This window comes from Desulfovibrio sp. (genome assembly GCF_018379785.1).
Taxonomy (GTDB): Bacteria; Desulfobacterota; Desulfovibrionia; order Desulfovibrionales; family Desulfovibrionaceae; genus Desulfovibrio.
Genome location: NZ_JAGZUV010000030.1, coordinates 15,881 through 34,142, shown reverse-complemented (window position 1 = coordinate 34,142; position 18,262 = coordinate 15,881). Strand labels below are relative to the sequence as shown.

Here is an 18,262-nt window from a genome sequence, read left to right as displayed (position 1 = left end):
TCTCTTGATATGTTGAACAAATCTCTTGCACTATTTCAAAGATTCCGAGTTAATGGTAGTATTGAAGAACTTTTATCATTGTTAAGGTGAATGTCTCGCAACAGGAAATCCCTTGACATGCGCTCCGCCAATGCCTACCTAATGCCAATTACTTTTGAGGAGCAAAGCATGGCTTATGATATCCGCTTGATGAAGCTGGTGACGGGTGAACTGGTCATCGGCAAATATGATCAGGAAAAAGACTGCCTCAATGACGTGGCCGCCATTCAGAGCATCCCCACCCAGCAGGGCGTGCAGATGATGATGCTGCCCTATGGTTATCCTTTTGAACCCAATTTCAGCGGCACGCTGGAGGGAAAAACTTTCCTCTACCGCTATGCCGATACGCCCAAGGAACTTCAGGACAAGTACATCGAAGCCAGCACCAACCTCACTGTGGCCGGCGGCCTCGGCAAGATGCAGTTCGGCTCCGGCCCCCTGCCCGGCGGCAACGGCAGCGGCCTGATCAAGTAAAGCAGTTCCGGACAATCCAGTCTTAGTAAAGGCGGCGTTGAGCGCCGCCTTTTTTTAGGACGCGCTGATTGATGAATATTTTTGTTCTCTGTCAAAGACGGCGACCTGCGGGCGGAGGGAGCATATTCACACCCGACCGTCGCACGGAGTGAGCCGGACGCAGACAGAGGGCGAAAAGACCATTAATCAGCGCTTCCTTTATACACCCGGCCCAATGAGGATACCATGCGCGACCTTCTGCCCCTGCTGCCCAGACCCAGCCGTTTTACCGGCATAGAAGACGGCGCCTGCCGCAAAAACCCGGCGCGTGTACGTCTGCGCATGGCCCTGGCTTTTCCCGACACCTATGAGGTGGGTATGTCCTACCTGGGACAGAAAATCCTCTACGGCATCGTCAACGCCCACGAGGCTTGGTGGGCCGAGCGGGCCATGGCTCCGGACCGCGAAGCCGGGGCAGTTCTGCGTGCCGACAATGCTCCGCTCTGCACTTTGGAGTCGGACACGCCCCTGGCCCGGTTGCACTGCGTCTCCTTTTCCATCACGAATGAGCTCTGTTATACCAATGTGCTCTATATGCTGGATCTGGCGGGCATCCCGTTGCGTTCCGCTCAACGCAGTCAGGATCTGACGGCCTGTCCCCTGGTCATTGCCGGAGGCGGCGCGCTGTTGAGCGCCGAACCTTTGACGCCCTTCATGGATCTGATGGTTCTGGGCGACGGCGAAGAGAGCCTGCCTGACGTGCTGCGCCTGCTGGAGCGCGCTCTGGATCACAGCTGGAGCCGCGATCAGCTGCTGCGCGAGGCGCGGCTGATCCCCGGCGTCTATGTGCCGTCGCTTTTCGCGCCCGGAGAGGACGGCGCGCTTGTCCCGTTGCTGCCCGATTACACCCGCCCGGCGCGGCGTATTGTGGCGGACCTGAATACGGCGGCCTATCCCATCCGGCAGGTGGTGCCCGTGGGCGCGGTGCACAACCGCCTTTCCCTGGAAATCGCCCGAGGCTGTACGCGCGGCTGTCGATTCTGCCATGCGGGCATGGTCTACAGACCCGTACGCGAGCGTTCCCTGGCAAATATCACCAGCCTGCTGGACGACTGCCTGCGTGAAACCGGCTTTGACGAGATATCCTTTCTTTCCTTGAGCACCGGAGATTTTTCCGCTCTCAAGACGCTCTGCCACGGCGTGCTGGATCGCTGTGCCCGCGAACAGATCAGTCTTTCCCTGCCCTCTCTGCGTGTGGGCTCCATCGACGACGAGATCATCGAACGCATGGCCGATCTGCGGCGCACCGGCTGCACTCTGGCCCCGGAAGCGGGCAGCCAGCGCCTGCGCGACGTCATCAACAAGGGCGTCAGCGAAGAGGATTTGCTGCTGCACGCCCAGAAGCTGCTGGAACACGGCTGGCGGATGGTCAAACTTTATTTCATGATCGGCCTGCCCACGGAAACGGACGAAGACCTGGCCGCCATTGCCGACCTCTGTCGCAAGGTGCGCGACGCCGCCGGGCGCGGCGGCCCCCGCCTGCAGGTCACGGCCGCCTTGTCGCCCTTTGTGCCCAAGCCCTTCACGCCCTTCCAGTGGGAAGCCCAGATCAGCCGGGAGGAGATCAGCCGCCGGGTACATCTGGTGCGGGAATTGTTCAAGGGCCAGAAATGCCTGAAACTACGCTGGCATGAACCGGCCATGAGCCATCTGGAAGGCGTGCTGTCCCGTGCGGACCGCCGCATGGCCGATGTAGTGGAGAAAGCCTACCACAAGGGGGCGATTTTTTGCAGCTGGATGGAAGGCTTTGATCTCGGGCCCTGGCAGGAGGCCCTGGACGAATGCGGCATCAGTGCCGAAGCCTGCATCGGCGCGCGCGAAGCGGGTGGCCCCCTGCCCTGGAGCCATCTGGAGGCCGGTGTCTCCGAGGAATTTTTACTGCGCGAGCGGGAACGCGCCCTGGCGGGAAAAATTACCCAGGATTGCCGCTACGGGGCTTGCCGCCGGTGCGGCGCGTGCGACACCAAGGCCGGGCCTTCGCGTTTGCCGCACGCCACCGTCGCGGCGGAGCCGGATGCTGTTCTGCACCGCAATCGTCTGATCTTCAGTCAGCGTGACCAGAATGCGCACGAAGCCCGGCGCGATGCCGAAGGGCGGCTGATCTGCCGCCCCCAGTCCAGCCGCCCGCCTCAGATCGCGGCGGAACTCATCCTCAAGGCGGCCCAATACCGCATCTGGCACAGCAAAATGGGCGGCAGCGCCTATTTGAGCCAACTGGAACTGCAGGCCGTGCTGGAGCGCGCTCTGCGCCGGGCGGGTCTTCCCCTGTCCTTTTCCCAGGGATTTCATCCGCTGCCGCTGCTTTCCTTCGGCCGGGCTCTGCCCGTGGGCGTGGAAAGCCGGGCCGAATGGTTTGCTCTGACCCTGCATCAGGCCCTTGCGCCGGAAGAAGTGGCCGCCCGCCTGGACCCGCTTTTGCCGCCGGGCATGTCCGTGCTGCGCGTCGATGCGGTGGACAAAAGCCGCCGCACGGAACAGGCCGAGGCCGAGGCATTTTCCCTCAGCCTGCCCACGGTAGAGGAAAACGCCGCTGTGGTACGCTGTTTTATGGATTTTGCCGCGCTTACGTCCTTTCCCCATACCCGCCAGACCAAAAACGGGCCGCGCAGCGCGGATCTCCGGCTCCTCTTGCGCCAGTGGGAGGCAGGCTCCGCAGGGCTTGCCGACGCACGGGCGGAAGCTCCTGCGGCCGTGACATTTGTGGCTGACTGGCATACCCTGTATCTGTCGCCCCTGCTTTTCTGTCTGGCCGTTCTTGCGCCGCTGGGGCCTGAAAATCATCTGCGTTCCCGTCTGCGCCTGCTCAAAACAGCACAGATTTTTGCGAGCGCGCAAACATATCCGTAGGATCATATGCCACGCGCATTTACCCATACCTGGTTCTTTTTCGGCGATTCACTGACTCTGGGCGTCAATGACAATCGTATGCCCGGCGGCTGGGTCAGCCGTCTGGTCCTGCTGGGACAAGAGGCCGGTCTCTACCGCTTCCCCCCGGCCACCTTCTATAATCTCGGCGCGCGCCGCCAGTCTACGGCGGATCTGGCCCGGCGCTGGCAGCAGGAAGTGGACTGTCGCCAGATGCCCGGCATGGTCCCGCATCTGGTCTTTTGCGCGGGCGTGGTGGATATGGCCGCTCCGGGCGGCGGCCAGCCCGTGGCCCTGGACAAGGCCATGTATTGCCTGCGGACCATGCTGACCGAGGCCGCGCCGCTGGCCCCGACTCTGGTCATCAGCCCGCCGCCGGTGGCGGACCCGGCCGTGCGCCGGCGCATAGCCGGGCTCAGTGCGGCGCAGGCCGCGCTCTGCGCTGAACTGGGGCTGCCGTTCGCGGATATTCACGCCGCGCTGGCGGCTTCCCGCAGCTATATGGACGATTTGAGCGACGGCCTGCATCCCGGCCCGGAAGGCTGTACAGTCATGGCTGAAGCGCTGCTGACGCAAAACACGGTGCGCGATTTCCTGCGCGCGGATATGCACGAAGAGGACAACTGAGATGGGCTCATGTATTCCTTTCAGTGACGAAGAACCTTTTGCGGAGCGCGTCAAAAGCCTGGCGGATGACGAATTGCTGGAAATCTGGGAAGAAACGCAACAGATTGAAAATCTGCTTTGTACGGAGATGAATACGGACTTCTCCATTGCCCCGGATTATGAAAAAGTCATTGTGGAGGAATTGCGCCTGCGCTCCAGCCGCAAACTGCGCGCCCCCCGCGCCGCCGAGTAAAGGGAGGGGCTTTCCCCGTTGTTTCGCGGCGGTGCGGGCCATGCCGTGCCGTCGCTTTTTACAGGCTTCTCCGCAAATAAATCATATCCACCAGCCGGACGCCGCATTCCACAATGGGTTCACGATAATTGTCCGTAAAAAAATTTTTCAGCCGATGGGAAAAAGTGAAGCCGCAACGCTTGTAAAAAGCGAGTATGCGCGGAATTTCCCCCGTGCCTACCAAGAGGGTCTCATACTTGCCGCTATAAGAACGAAAGACGTGTTCCAACAGGCGCGTGGCATAGCCCTGGCCCTGGTAATGCACACAGGTTGCCAGATTTTTCAGTTCGCACGTTCCCTTGCCCTCATCAGTGACCACGCAGAGACTTTTCAAATCCGGATCAAAGAGTGCGAACAAATCGCCCCGCTCCAGATAGCGCTCAATCATATCTTCCTGTTCGTCCGCCAGCAGAAGCAGATCCAGAAAGCGCTTCTTATCAGTCGTAATTTTTTCAATGCGCAACGCGCTGCCTCAATATATTCTGACGTGAAAGACGGACAAGCCATTCAGGTCTGTCCGTCTTTAAAAACATGCAACTTGAAATGCTCCAGCTAGCGCGCCGGATGCCGGAGCGCGGATGAGCACCGTTACATGGTGCTGAGCATGTCCATATCTTCGCTGGAAAGCAGTTTGTCCAGATCCAGCATGATCAGAAGCCGGTCCTGCAATTTGCCGACGCCGCTGATATAGTCGGAATCCACGCCGGCCACCACCGGCGGCGGCGGCTCCACCGTGCTGGCGGGTATGCGCAACACCTCCGAAACGGCGTCCACTACAAAGCCCACAATAATATTGTTGATCTCGATCACGATAATGCGGGTGTTCTTGTCATGGGCCTTGGGCGCAAGGCCGAAACGACGCCGCAGATCAATGATCGGAATCACCTTGCCGCGCAGATTGATGACGCCTTCCACAAATTCCGGCGCGCGGGGAACCTTGGTAATCTCCATGGTGCGGATGATTTCCTGCACCTTCAGGATATTTACCCCGAATTCCTCTTCACCGATGCTGAATGTCACCAGTTGCAGGAGTTCATCATCCTGTTTTTTCTGACTTGGATCCATATCCGCTCCCTTGTCGCAATAGCTCGTCAAGCTGTTTTAACAAACCCAATCGGAACAGCGTGCGCTTTCGCCCCAGTCCAGGCCGTTCCGGCTTGGCTACGGCAAGAGATGCCGCACGGCCTGTGAGCAGTGTTCGAACAGACTTATCCAATGCACACTATGCCTTATCGGCGGTTCCGTAAACCTCCCTAGGGTCGAACGCAAAAAAATGCGCCATAACGGCAAATTCATCTCCGGATCGTGCCGTGCGGGGTTGGTGAGATGTCACGCCTCGCCTGTCGCTTGACGCGACGCTAATCGCCCGTGAACGTCTCACCCATGGCTTTTTCCAGGCTTTGCACCCCGTAGACGTCGCGCAGCACCAGGGGCGAGGACGCGCCGTCCCCCGCCGGAAAGAGGGCCGTCAACGGAATGCTTTTGCTGCCCAGAGCTTCCAGCAGGCGCACGGCATAAGCATTGGCGTTGGTCAGATCCACACGAACCAGCTCCATGCCGTAGCGGGCCTGCCAGGCGCGCAGGCGCTCGTCGGTCAGCACCGTGGCCTCCATGAATTTGCAGTTGGGGCACCAGTCGGCGGTGAATTCCAGCAACATGGGTTTTTTGCCCATCTGCGCCGTAAAATATTCCGGGCTGAACTCACGCCATTGCGGCAACGGCGCCACCGGGCGCAGTACCCAGACAATGGCGGCCAGCAGCAAAAGGCCGCCCGCGATGCCCGCCACCCTGCGCCGCAGAGGCGGCGCGGAGACGCCGCAGAACTGCCCCCAGAGCCATGCGCACAGCGAGACCAGCAACAGGACGCTGAGCACGTGCATGTGTTTTTCCACCGGCAGAATGGAGAGAAGGTAGAGAGCGGTTCCCAGCAGGAAGAAGCCCACCACGCGCTCAAAGACATGCATCCAGGGACCGGGTCGCGGCAGTATCCGCGCCATGTTCGGCCAGATGCAGAACAACAGGTACGGCAGGGCCATGCCCACGCCCACGGCCCAGAATACCACCATGAGAATCAGCAGGGGCTGGGTGAAGGCCCAGCCCAGTACGCCGCCCAGCAGGGGACCGCTGCACGGCGTGGCCAGAAAGGTGGAAACAAGTCCTGTCAGATAGGATTGCAAGCGGGGATTCTTGGTATTTTCGCCGGTTTTAAGGTCAATGACCGGCAAGGTGAATACCCCGAGCATGGACAAACCCATCAGAAAGACGATCAGCAGCATGACCAGCAAAATACCCTGGTTTTGGTAGAGCTGCCCCCACATCAGGTCCGCCAGGCCCAGCACCAGGGCCAGGCCGGTAAACAGCGTCAGCACGCCTCCCGCGAAGCAGAGGTTGTGCTCACGAAAACGCCGGAGGCTTTTCTTGTCGCTGCCGCCCATCAGCAGCAGCCCGCTGATCTTGAAAGTCAGCACCGGCAGCACGCAGGGCATGGCGTTCAGCAGCAGACCGGCCAGAATGCCCACCAGCAGCGCTTTGCCCAAACTGGAGATTTCCAGCGAGGCATCGGCATAGCGCGGGGTCAGTTGCAGTTCAAAGCCCTCCGGCGGCGGCAGAAGCTCGCTGGCCTGCCCGGCGAGACGCACGGCCGCCGCGCTTTCCAGCGCATCGGGAGCGCCCGCGCCCAAAGGCGGGGCCAGCCGCCCTTCCATCTTGGGAGCGGAAGCCGCGGTGGCCGGGGCGTCCGGCACGTCGGCCAGTACGGGCTGGGTATTTTTCAGTTTGTGCCACTGCCCCGTCCAGGAGGCTCCACCTACCGGGGGCAGCGATTGCGGCACCACACCGGTAAAGCTCTGGTTAATGGGCAAGCAATTGCGATTGGAACAAAGCAGCATGCTCAAGCCCGCAGTATAGGGCTTGCCCACGGCCTGTTCCGGCAGAGCGGAAAAAAGCACAACTTCGCCTTCATAGGCGAAAATCGTCGCCTCCGGATCATAAAAGTCGCGCTGCATGGCTCCGGCGGGATACCAGACCGGCAGCATCTGCCCGCCCTCCAGCGCGAAATCCAACACGGTGGGACGGCCCGCGTCACCCGCCTCGTGGGCATAGGCATGGTAGCCCGGAGGTATGCTCAGGTGCACGGCAACGACGATGCTGTCGCCGTCGCGGGCGAAATCCAGCCGTACGGGAACCTCCTCGGCCCAGGCGCGAACAGCGGACAGCGGGGCAGTTCCCGCGGCAAACACAAGACACAACAGACAGATGAGTAAAAAGTTTCTTTTCAACATATTGGTTTTTTTGTATATTATTTTTCCATCCAAGGCCAGCGCTTACTTTTTGTAAAAAATTTACAAAAACGTTTGACAAACTGGGTACATACGCGTAAACCCTTTTTCACGCCACGGGTCATTAGCTCAATTGGTAGAGCAGCTGACTCTTAATCAGTTGGTTCGGGGTTCGAGTCCCTGATGGCCCACCAAGAAAATACGGGTTTACGGTTCACGCCGTAAACCCTTTTTCTTTTCCTGCGGTCAGCTGCGGAGATGAGCGACGTGTGCCGGGAAGTACCCTATCCGCTCGTTGCCGCCAAGTCCAGATACCGCCAGACCATACGCGAACAAAAGAAAAAGCCCGGCCTGCACAAGACCGGGCTGGAAATTGCCGTGAAACAACGGACCGGCGTTACAGAATATACTGGCTCAGATCCTGATCCTTGCGCACATCCTGCAAATGTTCGCAGACATAGTCCCTGTTGACCACGATCTGCGCGCCGGGCATGTCCGGCGCGTCAAAGGAAATATCGGCCAGAATTTTTTCCATGATGGTATACAGGCGTCGCGCACCGATGTTTTCCGTGCGGGAATTGGTATCCTCGGCAAAAGCCGCCACTTCCTCCAGACCATCTCTGGTAAAGCTCAGGCGAATCTGTTCCGTGCCCAGCAGGGCTTCGTACTGCTTGGTCAGGGCATTGTCCGGCTCTGTGAGAATGCGCAGGAATTCCTCCTTTCCCAAGGCCTGCAATTCCACCCGCAGGGGAAAACGCCCCTGCAGTTCGGGAATCATGTCCGACGGCTTGCTGAAGTGGAAGGCCCCGGCGGCAATGAACAAAATGTGGTCCGTACGAACCATGCCGTACTTGGTATTCACCGAGCTGCCTTCCACGATGGGCAGCAGATCGCGCTGCACGCCCTCTCGCGAGATATCCGAGGTGCGATTCTGCGAGGAACTGGCGATCTTGTCGATTTCGTCGATAAAAATGATGCCGCTCTGCTCCACCCGATCCTTGGCGCGTTCGGTCAGGGCCTCCTGATCCACCAGCTTGCCCGACTCCTCCTGGACCAAGACGTTGAAGGCCTCGCGGATTTTCATCTTGCGGCGGCTGCGGCGCGGCGGAAAAGCCTTGCTGAACATATCCTTGACCTGGCCGCCCATCTGCTCCATGCCCGGAATGGCAAAGATGTCGATGCCCTGGCCACCCTGCTCGGTCACTTCCATTTCCACTTCCCGCTGGTCGAGAAAGCCCAGGCGGAACTGCTGGAGCAACTTTTCGCGGGTGGAATTGCGTTCTTCCTGGCCGAAGGAGTTGGGCAGAAGCAGATCCGTCAGACGTGATTCAGCGGCGGCCTCGGCGGCTTTGCGCACGCGGGCGTTTTCTTCCTCGCGCACCAGGTTGATGCCTATTTCCATGAGATCGCGCACCATGGACTCCACATCGCGGCCCACATAGCCCACTTCCGTGAACTTGGTGGCTTCCACTTTGATAAAGGGCGCGCCGGACAACTTGGCCAGGCGGCGGGCAATTTCGGTTTTGCCCACGCCGGTGGGCCCCATCATGATGATGTTCTTGGGAGCCACTTCATCGCGCAGCTCCGGCGAGAGATGCTGACGCCGCCAGCGATTGCGCACGGCCACGGCCACCATGCGCTTGGCCTGTTCCTGCCCCACCACAAATTTGTCCAGTTCCGCCACGATCTCACGGGGTGTCAAGGTGCTCATCAAGTGCTCCTGCTGAAAATATACGTATCTCCAACATATAGGCATCGCCTGCGATCTGACAATGGCGCGCCCGCCATTTGCCCGGACAAAAATTTGCGCATAGACTGCCGTGATGGATGCCGGACTCATTGCGCACGCCGTTCGTGTGATTCAGGATGCGGTTCGGAGCCCGGCGGCTGTGGACAATCAGGCGAGCCCGGTCACCGCGATCATCCTTGTCGACCCCATGCCGCTCTGGCTCTTCCCCGCCCTTTTTCTGGCAGGTACGCTGTTGCAGGCGGCGGGGCTTCTTCTGCATCGCCGTTTGGTGCTGATAAGCGGAGCGGCCCTTGTCCTGGCCGCCGCCGCACTGGACAGGGACCTGACCCTGGCCGTGGGCCAGATTCTGGCGGCTGCCGGGCTGTCATACTGTGGCGGGCGGTCAGCCTGAACCGCACCCGCCATTGCTCAGAACGCAAAAACCCCGGCAAATGCCGGGGTTTTTGCGTTCTCAAAGGCTCAGCTTATTTGAAGGCCTTTTCAAAGTTGGGCACAACCTGCTTTTTGCGGCTCATGACGCCGGGCAGCCACACGGAACTGCCGTCGGCCTTCACGCCGAAGGCTTTTTCCACCACGGCGGGATCATCGGAAACGATCAGCATTTCCGAACCTTCCTTCATGATGTCCGTGAGCAGCAGGAACACGCTGTGACGGCCTTCGCCCTTCACCTTGGCGATTTCTTCCTGCAGACCGGCCTTGACCTTGTCAAGAATGGAGAGATCCACCACTTCCAACTGGCCGATGCCCACCTTGTTGCCGTTCATGTCGAAATCTTTGTAGTCGCGGAAGACCAGATCGTGCATGGAGGTGCCGTCCACCGCGCTCTTGACCTTGAACATTTCCATGCCCAAGGCCACCACGTCGCTTACACCGGCGATTTTGGCCAGAGCTTCCACGGCTTTCTTGTCAGCTTCGGTACAGGTCGGGGATTTGAAGATGACCGTGTCGGAAAGGATGGCGCAGAGCAGGCCGCCGGCGATGTTCTTGGGAATTTCCACGCCGTAGAAGTCATACATGTTCTTGAGCACAGTGCCGGTGCAGCCCACGGGCCAGATCCAGGCTTCCAGCGGAGAGGACGTGGTCACGTCGCCCAGCTTGTGGTGGTCCACGATGCCCAGCACGGTGGCGGAATCCATGCCCTGCGGGGCCTGAGCCAGGTCGGAGTAGTCCACCAGATACAGATCCTTGCCGGCCACGTCGCTGACTACCTGGGGAGCGCTGAGGCCGAACTTTTTCAGCACGAATTCAGTTTCGGGGGTCGGCGCGCCCTGCGCGGCCGGGGTGACGTCAAAACCGCGTTTGCTGTACAGGTCAGCGGCGGCAATGGCGGCAACGATGCTGTCGGTATCGGGATTCATGTGACCAAGAACTAATGCGGACATGACAGTCTCTCCTTCCGGTGTGGTTCTTTTATGTTTGCGGCCCCAGATGCACCGCTTTGTTCTCTTTAGCACAAAGTCCGGACCATGCCAAGGCCTTTGCCGTAAATTTCCCGGCCATGTCGCCTTCAAAACCGCCGCTGAAGCCGGAATCTCCCGGAAAAATATGAAAAAATCTCTCGTGATTTTTTTACTTTTTTCCGGAACGGGGATGAGCCTGATCATAAGCACGGATCAAATGTTCCAAACTGACCTGGGTATAGCGTTGCGTGGTGGTCAGCCGTCGGTGCCCCAGCAGTTCCTGCACGCTGCGCAGATCCGCGCCCGCGGCCAGCAAATGGGTGGCAAAGGAATGGCGCAGGCTGTGCGGGGAAACCGTAAAGGCCAGACCGGCCCGGCGGCAGAGCCCGGCAATGATTCGGGCCGCTTCACGCCGGTTCAGGCGCGCGCCGCGCGCGCCCACAAAGAGTGCCTGCTCCTCGGGCAGCGCCAGATAAGAACGCTCTGCCAGCCATACGGCCAAGGCTTCACAGGACGTGTCGGACAAGGGGGCCAGACGTTCACGGGAACCCTTGCCCATGACCCGCAGCACGCGGGAACGCAGTTGCGCGTCGTCCAGATCCAGGCTTAATGCTTCGGAAATGCGCAGGCCCGAGCCATAGAGCAGTTCGGCCAGGGCCAGATCCCGGCAGAGCAGGCGCGCGGCGTGGGCCTCGGATGGCGGCGCGGCTTTGGGCGTATCCAGCAGGGCAAAGGTTTCATCCACATTGAGCGCGCGCGGATGATGCTTTTCCTGGCGTGGATTGCGCACCTGAGCCGCCACATTTTCACTGACCCGGCCGCTACGCAGCAGAAAGCGGAAAAAGGAGCGCACGGCGGCCAGTTTGCGGGCCATGGAGCTTTTGGCTTCGCCCCGACGGAACAGCCAGGCCAGAAAGGACTGGATATGTTTGCGGCTCACCTCGCCCGGCCGGGCCAGATCAGCCCCCTGCTCCCGCAAAAAAACGGCCAATTGGGCCAGATCCGCGCCGTAGGCCTTTTGCGTGGCATCAGAAGCGCCCTTCTGCACCACAAGCCAGGAAAGAAACGCCTCTATCTGCAGTCCGGCCCTATCCGGCTTGTCCGCACTGTCCGGTCTGTCCGTTGCCCTCATTGCGGGGGCGGCTTCACGCTTTGGCCTGTTCATGCCGGTGCCTCGTAGCGCGCACCGGGCAGGCGCTTGACACGCCCCAGCATTTCCAGGCCGATAAGCAGAGCGTTCAGCTCATGTATCGGCATGCCCAGGGCCACGGCCAGAGCGTCGGCCTGCATGGGGCCCTGCCCGCGCAGACAGTGAAGAAGCCGCTCTTTGCGGTCAGACGGCACCAGGGCTTCGGCCTCGGCACAGGGAATTTCAGCCGGAACCGGCGGCACGGCAGAGTCCACACCCTTATTTTTTCCAGAAGGCACAACCGCCTGTCCCGGATTCGCTTCTTCCCCCGCCCGCGCAGGCAGGGTCAGGGCCTTTTCAGCCTCCGGCAGGCTGGCCTCGCTGATGCCGAAAGGCTGCAACTGCGCGGCCAGGTCGCGCAGGACATCCTCGGCGCTGAATACGGGCCGCGCCCCTTGGCGTACGAGTTCCTGGCAGCCCAGACAGTGGGAATCCAGGGCCGGGCCGGGCACGGCGTAGACATCGCGGTTTTGTTCCAAGGCGAGACGGGCGGTGATCAGGCTGCCGGAACGGCCGGCCGCTTCCACCACAAGAACGCCCAAAGCAAGGCCGCTGATGATCCGGTTGCGGATGGGAAAATGTTCGGCCAGGGGCGGCGCGCCTGGGGGAAATTCCGAAAGCAGCAGGCCCTGCTCCGCCATGGCGCGGAAAAGAGGTTCCCCGGAACGGGGATATATCTGGTCAATGCCCGTTCCCAGAACGCCGATGCTGCGCCCCACGCGGGCCAGGGCAGCCTCGTGGGCCACGCTGTCGATACCCTGCGCCATGCCGGAAACAACGGTGATGCCGCAGGCCGCGAGACAGCGTGCCATATAGGCGGCCACCGCGAGCCCCTGGGAAGTGGCCCGGCGAGAACCCACAATGGCAAAGGCCGGAGCTTGCAGCAGGGAAATATCGCCCCGGCAGTACAGCAGCACAGGCGCGTCGGGCAGTTCGCGCAACCGCAGGGGATAGCGGGCATCTGTCCAGAGCAGGATGCGCGCGTCCAGGCAACGGGCCTGATTCCACTCTTCCCGCGCGGTGACCCGCCAAGAACCGGTACTCATTTCCGCGGCCTGCCGTTTGTTCAAACCGGCTTCGGCCCAGCGTTGCCGTGCCTGGAAGGCCTGATAGGCGGTGCCGAAGGTACGCAGCAGACGTGCCTGGGAGCGTGCCCCCAGTCCCCGGCAGTGCCGCAGGGCCAGGCTGGCCCAGTATTCCGTCCGGGCGGCTTCACCCATGGCCGCCCAAGTGGGAACGGCTCCGCCCGCCTCCGGTCCGGTGGAAAAGACCAGCGCCCCGGCGGGCATGGATTCCTCTGTCCGCATGGTCAGCGGGCCAGCCCCCGCGAACGGGCCATGCGCGCCGCCTCGGAATTGGGAAAATCAGCCAGCAGGGTCTGATATTTTTGGGTTGCGCCCGGCTTGTCGCCCAAGCGGCTCAGACTCATGCCCGCCTTGAGCAGGGCGTCGGCGTTTTTGTGATGGCGGGGATAGTTGGTATTGACGGTCTGGAACTGGGCCAGTGCTTCCTTATACTTGCCTTGGGCATAAAGGCATTCTCCGATCCAGTATTCGGCATTGGCCGCGTAACGCCCCTGCGGGTATTGCTGCAAAAATTCGCGGAACCGGCTGATCCCTTCAGCGGAACGGCCGGAAAGCGCGACCTTGAGGGCAGCCTTATAGGCGGCGTCCTCTCCCTTGGCGCTTGCGGCAGGCTTGGACGGCGCGGCGGATTGGCCCACGGTTGCCGCAGGGGCGGGAGCGGGGCTCGCCGCAGGCGAGGCGGGAACAGCGGAAGCCGAAGGCGCGTCCACGGGCGGCAGACCAGGGTGTTCCGGCGGGAGGGCCAGATCGGAAGGCGGCAAGGTGGGGACGGGTACGGATGCCGTGCCGCCGGTAGAGGGAGCGGCCTGGGGCGCTCCCTTGTCGCCGCTGGCGGAGGACGAAACCGGCTTCACCGCCGGAGTGGAGGGGGCCTCGGTGGGCGGAAGGGCCAGGCCGCCCGGGGCAGCGGCGGCTGCCAACTGACCGGAAGGTCCGGCTACGGCTTCGGGGCGCCCCACTTGGCCGGAGGGACCCGCAGGCTTTTCTCTGCCTTTTTCAGCCTTGGCAGAAGGCGTACCGCCGGGAAAAGGCGCCGGAGGCGCGGCGGGATCGATTCTCTTGGCGGAAGCCACAGCCGGTACGCCCTGTACGCCAGACGGCGTTTTTTTGCCTGCCGCGTCGCCTTGCGGCGCTGCCGCACTTTGGGGAGAAGAAGCCGGAGCTGTCCGAGGATTCACTGTCTGGGCCACGGGACGCGCAGTTTGCGGCGGGATGATCGGCACCACGGTCATGCCGGTTTTATGGCCGCCGCGAGTGCGCACTTCATACACACGATTATTCAACAGGGCCACCTGGCTGTTCAACGCGGCCACGTTGTTTTCCAGATTGTGCAGGCGCTGGTCCGTTTCACGCAGAACCCGCTGATTTTCCTCGCCGGTGGCCTCAACCTTCCGCAACTGGCCGGTGGAAGCGCAGCCGCCTATTGCCATAACAAGGCAGGCCGCCGGAAGCGCAAAAATTTTTTTCATACCGTTCTCCCGCCTTTTTTCTGCCCTAAGCCGCTTTGTATTTCAAGAAGTCTTGCGGCTGCCGCGTTTTTCAGGCAAAAACAGGCCTGTATGACGCCCGAGGAACATAGCGCATCAGCCTCGGACAGCGCAAGATTGCAAGGAGTCAGCATGAACATGCCCGGTCCGGTACTCTTTCTGGCACAAGGCGGCGCACAATGAACGCCATGCACGAATTTCTGCTCGCGTATCCGTTGCTGCGGACCAGTCTTGACATCATCAGCGTGGCGGTCCCCCTGTCCGTGCTGCTGGCTTTTGCCGGGATGGGCTTCATGTCCGCCACGGCCCGCGTTCTTGCCATCACCCGGCGGCGCTCCTCTTACGACAAATGCGCCCGCCAACTTGCCGTGCTCGGCCTGATACTGGGCTGGCTGCTGCTGATCGGCGGCCGGATCTGGCTCTTTTTCACCCAGGACGGCTACACGCCCGATTCCCTGCCGAGCTTCCTGGTGGAAATGAGCTGGATGCTGCTGGGCATAGCCGTACTGATCAGCAGCCTGTATTACGCCCTCTGGAAGGCCTTGAAAAACATGCCCGTCCTGCATGTGACCCTGGGCGTACTGAGCGGCATTCAGGGCTGCGTGGCCGTGATCAGCAGTCTGGCCGCCGCGCGTTTTCTGACCGCCCTGACCCACCCGGACGCCGCGGCTCTGACGCTCGGCGATCTTTTTCTGCCGGCCTGGAATGCGCCGCTCTGGAGCGCCCTGTGCTATACCCTGCCGCTGGTCCTGGCCATGCCCGCCGCCTTCGGCGCGCTCTGGCTGCCGCTGCGGCGCACGCACGACGACTTCGGCCGGGACCATTACAATACCATGATTCCCTGGTGCGCCGGCTGGGCCCGCAACGCCTGGTGCCTGCTCTGGCTGTTGCTGCTCGTTTCCAGCGGCCTGCGTATCTGGCTGCACTGGCAGGATGGGGTGTTCAGCGCACAGGACGCCGTTGTCGAGAGTTCGCGCCTGCTGCTCTGGCTGATTCCCGTGCTGCTCTGGACCATGGTGCGCCGCAGCGCCGTCGCCCTGCGCCACAAGCTCACTCTGCTGGCGGCTCTGCTTATCGCCGCGAGCTTTATGCTGCCCTATTATCTGGAGGCCACGAGCGTATAGGCGGACCGGGGCTCTGACGGCTGCGGGAGCAACCGCCAGAGCAAATTCACTTTTTCAGATACTGGCCGCGCCATTCATCCAGAAAAAGCAGGCTGGTTTCCAGATCGCTCAACTCTCCGCTCTGTTCGCGCAGGCGAGCCAGCACATCGTCAAAGGCGGCATGCGGACCAAGGCCCAGCTTGCGCATCAGTTGCGCCAGCTCTTCCCGCAACCGCGGATCAAGCTCCGGCGGCACGGTCTGTTCTGATCCGCTTTGGGGCCAGGACCCCAGTTCCGCTTCCAGATAGTCCAGCAAGGCGTCCATGCGCCGCTCATAGGTATGTTCGCGCAGCGTCCGTTCCCGGGCCCGCCGGGCATAGGCCTCACGCTCTTCGGGATGCGCCAGGAAGTGGTCGATCCCGGCGTAAAATTCATTCATGGACGTGAACGTCGCCAACTCATCGGGCGCAAAAAGTTCGCCCAGCAGAGAGCGCTGATCCACCAGTTGAAAAGCTCCCATGGCGGCCAGCTCAAACGTGCGGGGATTGACAAAATCCCCGTGGCCGACCAGGTCGCCGCCCTGCAGGCTGGAATGCAGATTGAGATTCACCTTGGCGGCATTGTAAACCCTGACGCTCTCCTCTTCGCTGATGCGCGCGCCCTGGCGCTGGATATTCCCGGCCAGCAGGCTTTCGCCTTCCCAGTCCGAACCCCAGATTTTAAAATCCCGCCCGGCCAGGGGCCGGAAAGCCAGCCGCCGGTTGGGATAACCCGCGCCCAAAAAGGCGATGTCCGAACCGTATTCCCTTTGCTCAGCCAAGTCCAATTCCAGCGGCTTGTGAAATTCCGGCAGGGCCGCCAATGGCAGATACAGGGCGTGAGCCTGCCCGATTCCGGCCAGTTCCGACAGGAAGGGTTCCTTCTGGATGACCGCGAAGGCATCATACAAAGGCGCGTAGGTCCGCCAGTAGTTGAAGATCCGGTAATCTTCCACAAACCACATGGCCGTGCGTACCCCGGCGCGCCGCAGGCGTTGCAACAGGCTTCGGTTCATGGGGGCTTGGGCCAGCGCCAGCACGAAATGCGGCTCCAGCGACTGCACCTGGGCCCAGATGGCCTGGGACACCACCTGCAAAAAGGAATTTTCCAGCGGCACGGTCTGGGCGGGCGTCAGGCCCAGTCCCTTGAGGCCGGTAAAAGCCGAATAAAGCAAAGGAGCTTCAAAAAGCCGCACCGTATGCCCCAGTCCGCGCAGGGCCGAGGCACAATACCGGCCTATGGGCAGCGAACCGCCGTACATGGGCAGAATCACCAAAATGCGTAACGACGTGGCGGGCATCAGCAGTACCTCCCGGGCGGCAACATCCAATCCGTGTCCTTATAGAGCCAGTCGCGCAGGTCCGCCAGATCCGCATGTTTCGCGGCGTCCGGGGCAGTGGACAGCGCGTTCTCATTCTGCGCATCCACTTCCTGCAAATGCAGAGTGTCCGCCAGCAAAGCGCGCGTCACAGTCCGTTGCCGGGCGTATTCGTCCCGGCCGCTGTGCAGGCGTAACACGCCGCCCAAAGCGTCCAGATCGCTGCGCCAGACCTGCAGGCCGTCCGGCGGCGCGGCCTTGATCCGCGACTCGGGCCGCACGGCCGCCGCCAGGGAGCGCAAAAAGCCCTCCCCATGCAGGGCGTCCAGACAGGCCACCTGATACGGGCAGGGAGCGGACTCCAGACAGGGCGCGCAGGCGCGCGAGGCCTGCCAGACCCAATGCCCCCGGCCATAGGGTCCGGTTTCATGACACCAGGCGGAGGAAAGAAAAAAAGCCAGGACCGGTACGCCCAGATGCGCCCCCAGATGCATGATGCCCGTATCCGGCGTGACCAGGGCGTCGAGGCCCTCCACAGCCTGAACCAGGCCGGGCCAGTCGGTTTTGCCGCTCAGGTCTTCAACCTTTTCTTGAACTTTTGTGGGCAGCAAACGCAAAAGCTTTCGCGCGGCGGGCTGCTCCGCCGCCGTGCCCAGCAGGCGAATACGCGGGCCGCCCAGCAGGCTGAACAGGGTTTGCAGCATTTTGCCCAACAGGGGCAAGGGTAGTGAACGGCGGGATTCACGCCCGGCCAGCACCACACCAAGGCCCTGGCCGCCGGGTTTTGCCGGGGGGTTAATCAGTTCCGCCGCCAGGGGAGACGGTGCGAAATGTGCCCAGAAGTCCACCAGGTTCAAGGGGGAGATCGCCCGCTGCTCGCTCAGGCGGAAGGCCAGTCGTGCCCAGGCCGAGCGCGTGATGCCTCCCGTTGCCGTTCGTGCCGGACGGTAGCCTATGACCCGCTCCGCCTCGAACAGACGGCAGATGGCGGCGGTGAGTCCGGCGAAATTACAATTATAGACGGCCTGGAAATCCATGTCCCGCCACTGGCGGAAGACAGCCCGGTTTTCATCCAGAACGGCGGCGTCCGGTCGGCCGTGCAGGCGCAGGCCATGGACTTCGGCGGCGGGATACAGCAGCCGGGCCAGGGACGCAAGCCCGGCGTCCACGCCGAGATGCACCCGGCCCCGCTGCTCCAGGGTGCGGATCAGCCGTTTGCTTTGCACCAGATCGCCAAAGCGGGCCGCCTGTAAAACCAGAAATGCCGACATCAGCCATCCTTGATGATCAGAAAGAGA

General features: G+C 61.6%; 16 protein-coding genes and 1 tRNA gene. 7 read left to right on the top strand and 10 right to left on the bottom strand.

The features are described 5' to 3' along the window. Positions 1-168: 168 nt before the first annotated feature. The 4 genes from KH208_RS08200 (at position 169) to KH208_RS08185 (ending at position 4,276) form a co-directional block, all read left to right on the top strand. A complete protein-coding gene (locus KH208_RS08200; RefSeq protein ID WP_008684192.1) occupies positions 169-513 on the top strand; it encodes a hypothetical protein in 345 nt (114 codons plus the stop codon). A 225-nt stretch (positions 514-738) separates the two neighbouring features. Continuing rightward, the gene (locus tag KH208_RS08195) at positions 739-3,399 is read left to right on the top strand and encodes a TIGR03960 family B12-binding radical SAM protein (protein WP_291435380.1); all 2,661 of its coding nucleotides are present in this window, start codon (positions 739-741) and stop codon (positions 3,397-3,399) included. Positions 3,400-3,405: 6 nt separating this feature from the next. Next, positions 3,406-4,044, top strand: a complete 639-nt coding sequence (locus KH208_RS08190; RefSeq protein WP_291435378.1) for a GDSL-type esterase/lipase family protein — start codon at positions 3,406-3,408, stop codon at positions 4,042-4,044. A 1-nt stretch (position 4,045) separates the two neighbouring features. After that, positions 4,046-4,276 carry a hypothetical protein gene (locus tag KH208_RS08185; RefSeq protein WP_291435377.1) on the top strand — a complete coding sequence of 77 codons (231 nt, stop codon included), beginning with the start codon at positions 4,046-4,048 and terminating at the stop codon, positions 4,274-4,276. Between the two features lie 58 nt (positions 4,277-4,334). On the opposite strand, the gene KH208_RS08180 is transcribed toward KH208_RS08185, so the two are convergent. From KH208_RS08180 to KH208_RS08170, 3 genes are all read right to left on the bottom strand, one after another. Then, positions 4,335-4,778, bottom strand: a complete 444-nt coding sequence (locus KH208_RS08180; protein WP_291435376.1) for an N-acetyltransferase — start codon at positions 4,776-4,778, stop codon at positions 4,335-4,337. Between the two features lie 125 nt (positions 4,779-4,903). Continuing rightward, positions 4,904-5,380, bottom strand: coding sequence for a chemotaxis protein CheW (locus KH208_RS08175; RefSeq protein WP_008684201.1), 477 nt, complete (start codon positions 5,378-5,380; stop codon positions 4,904-4,906). A gap of 293 nt (positions 5,381-5,673) precedes the next feature. Next, complete coding sequence (locus KH208_RS08170) at positions 5,674-7,596, bottom strand: cytochrome c biogenesis protein CcdA (protein WP_291435374.1); 1,923 nt, start codon at positions 7,594-7,596, stop codon at positions 5,674-5,676. 115 nt (positions 7,597-7,711) lie between these two features. Between KH208_RS08170 and KH208_RS08165 the strand changes: the two genes are divergently transcribed. Beyond that, positions 7,712-7,787: transfer RNA gene (locus tag KH208_RS08165), tRNA-Lys, on the top strand. A 203-nt stretch (positions 7,788-7,990) separates the two neighbouring features. Here KH208_RS08165 and hslU read toward each other — a convergent pair. After that, on the bottom strand, positions 7,991-9,304 hold the full coding sequence (gene hslU / locus KH208_RS08160) for an ATP-dependent protease ATPase subunit HslU (RefSeq protein WP_291435373.1): 1,314 nt from the start codon (positions 9,302-9,304) through the stop codon (positions 7,991-7,993). A 178-nt stretch (positions 9,305-9,482) separates the two neighbouring features. Here hslU and KH208_RS08155 point away from each other — a divergent pair, with 178 nt between their 5' ends. Next, positions 9,483-9,734, top strand: coding sequence for a hypothetical protein (locus KH208_RS08155; RefSeq protein WP_291435372.1), 252 nt, complete (start codon positions 9,483-9,485; stop codon positions 9,732-9,734). Between the two features lie 73 nt (positions 9,735-9,807). Here KH208_RS08155 and KH208_RS08150 read toward each other — a convergent pair whose 3' ends face one another. From KH208_RS08150 to ybgF, 4 genes are all read right to left on the bottom strand, one after another. Continuing rightward, complete coding sequence (locus KH208_RS08150) at positions 9,808-10,725, bottom strand: manganese-dependent inorganic pyrophosphatase (protein WP_291435370.1); 918 nt, start codon at positions 10,723-10,725, stop codon at positions 9,808-9,810. 187 nt (positions 10,726-10,912) lie between these two features. Continuing rightward, positions 10,913-11,908, bottom strand: coding sequence for a tyrosine recombinase XerC (locus KH208_RS08145; RefSeq protein ID WP_291435368.1), 996 nt, complete (start codon positions 11,906-11,908; stop codon positions 10,913-10,915). Further along, positions 11,905-13,239, bottom strand: a complete 1,335-nt coding sequence (gene dprA / locus KH208_RS08140; RefSeq protein WP_291435365.1) for a DNA-processing protein DprA — start codon at positions 13,237-13,239, stop codon at positions 11,905-11,907. Before dprA ends, KH208_RS08145 begins: the two co-directional genes overlap by 4 nt. Positions 13,240-13,241: 2 nt before the next feature. Then, positions 13,242-14,486, bottom strand: a complete 1,245-nt coding sequence (gene ybgF / locus KH208_RS08135) for a tol-pal system protein YbgF (protein WP_291435363.1) — start codon at positions 14,484-14,486, stop codon at positions 13,242-13,244. Positions 14,487-14,683: 197 nt separating this feature from the next. Between ybgF and KH208_RS08130 the strand changes: the two genes are divergently transcribed. Beyond that, on the top strand, positions 14,684-15,628 hold the full coding sequence (locus KH208_RS08130) for a hypothetical protein (protein ID WP_291435361.1): 945 nt from the start codon (positions 14,684-14,686) through the stop codon (positions 15,626-15,628). Positions 15,629-15,674: 46 nt separating this feature from the next. On the opposite strand, the gene KH208_RS08125 is transcribed toward KH208_RS08130, so the two are convergent. Continuing rightward, positions 15,675-16,946: a glycosyltransferase gene (locus KH208_RS08125; RefSeq protein ID WP_291435383.1), complete on the bottom strand. Its 1,272-nt coding sequence runs from the start codon at positions 16,944-16,946 to the stop codon at positions 15,675-15,677. Beyond that, the gene (locus KH208_RS08120; RefSeq protein ID WP_291435360.1) at positions 16,946-18,235 is read right to left on the bottom strand and encodes a glycosyltransferase family 9 protein; all 1,290 of its coding nucleotides are present in this window, start codon (positions 18,233-18,235) and stop codon (positions 16,946-16,948) included. The genes KH208_RS08125 and KH208_RS08120 overlap by 1 nt, the downstream gene beginning before the upstream one ends. Positions 18,236-18,262 lie beyond the last annotated feature (27 nt).

Coding starts and splice junctions, on each gene's coding strand:
- ybgF (WP_291435363.1), bottom strand. CDS start 14,486: ATGAAAAAAATTTTTGCGCTTCCGGCGGCCTGCCTTGTTATGGCAATA.
- KH208_RS08175 (WP_008684201.1), bottom strand. CDS start 5,380: ATGGATCCAAGTCAGAAAAAACAGGATGATGAACTCCTGCAACTGGTG.
- dprA (WP_291435365.1), bottom strand. CDS start 13,239: ATGCGGACAGAGGAATCCATGCCCGCCGGGGCGCTGGTCTTTTCCACC.
- KH208_RS08130 (WP_291435361.1), top strand. CDS start 14,684: ATGAACGCCATGCACGAATTTCTGCTCGCGTATCCGTTGCTGCGGACC.
- KH208_RS08200 (WP_008684192.1), top strand. CDS start 169: ATGGCTTATGATATCCGCTTGATGAAGCTGGTGACGGGTGAACTGGTC.
- KH208_RS08145 (WP_291435368.1), bottom strand. CDS start 11,908: ATGAACAGGCCAAAGCGTGAAGCCGCCCCCGCAATGAGGGCAACGGAC.
- hslU (WP_291435373.1), bottom strand. CDS start 9,304: ATGAGCACCTTGACACCCCGTGAGATCGTGGCGGAACTGGACAAATTT.
- KH208_RS08185 (WP_291435377.1), top strand. CDS start 4,046: ATGGGCTCATGTATTCCTTTCAGTGACGAAGAACCTTTTGCGGAGCGC.
- KH208_RS08190 (WP_291435378.1), top strand. CDS start 3,406: ATGCCACGCGCATTTACCCATACCTGGTTCTTTTTCGGCGATTCACTG.
- KH208_RS08170 (WP_291435374.1), bottom strand. CDS start 7,596: ATGTTGAAAAGAAACTTTTTACTCATCTGTCTGTTGTGTCTTGTGTTT.
- KH208_RS08150 (WP_291435370.1), bottom strand. CDS start 10,725: ATGTCCGCATTAGTTCTTGGTCACATGAATCCCGATACCGACAGCATC.
- KH208_RS08125 (WP_291435383.1), bottom strand. CDS start 16,946: ATGCCCGCCACGTCGTTACGCATTTTGGTGATTCTGCCCATGTACGGC.
- KH208_RS08120 (WP_291435360.1), bottom strand. CDS start 18,235: ATGTCGGCATTTCTGGTTTTACAGGCGGCCCGCTTTGGCGATCTGGTG.
- KH208_RS08195 (WP_291435380.1), top strand. CDS start 739: ATGCGCGACCTTCTGCCCCTGCTGCCCAGACCCAGCCGTTTTACCGGC.